Annotated in this window: 1 protein-coding gene; it reads right to left on the bottom strand. The window is 44.9% G+C overall.

Annotation, left to right across the window (positions count from 1 at the left end; genetic code table 11):
• Positions 1 to 316 (bottom strand): magnesium transporter (locus CWB62_RS18430; protein WP_138556293.1); only part of this gene is annotated, 316 nt, incomplete at both ends.

Raw genomic sequence — 316 nt, 5'->3', positions numbered from 1 at the left:
TAAAGTGGCTGTACCAAGGAAGGCGAAGATCCCGACTATGTCAGTGACAGTTGTTAATACTACACTTCCAGCCAATGCAGGGTCGATATTCATGCGCTTTAAAATAATCGGAATACTTGTACCGGCAATACCTGCTGCCAGTAAATTCATAAACATGGCAAATTCAATCACAGCTCCGAGCACAAAGTCCCACTGCCAAAGCGCGACAACACCGGCTATGAGTAGAGACCATAAAATACCATTGAGCGCACCGATAGCCAGCTCTTTTCCGAGTAAGAACTTTTGGTTTGTGTTATTGATGTGGCCGAGTGCAATA

The organism is Pseudoalteromonas sp. S408 (assembly GCF_005886645.1).
In the GTDB taxonomy this organism is placed as follows: domain Bacteria; phylum Pseudomonadota; class Gammaproteobacteria; order Enterobacterales; family Alteromonadaceae; genus Pseudoalteromonas.
Note: the sequence above shows the minus strand (reverse complement) of the source record. Positions and strands in the feature narration are given on the sequence as shown.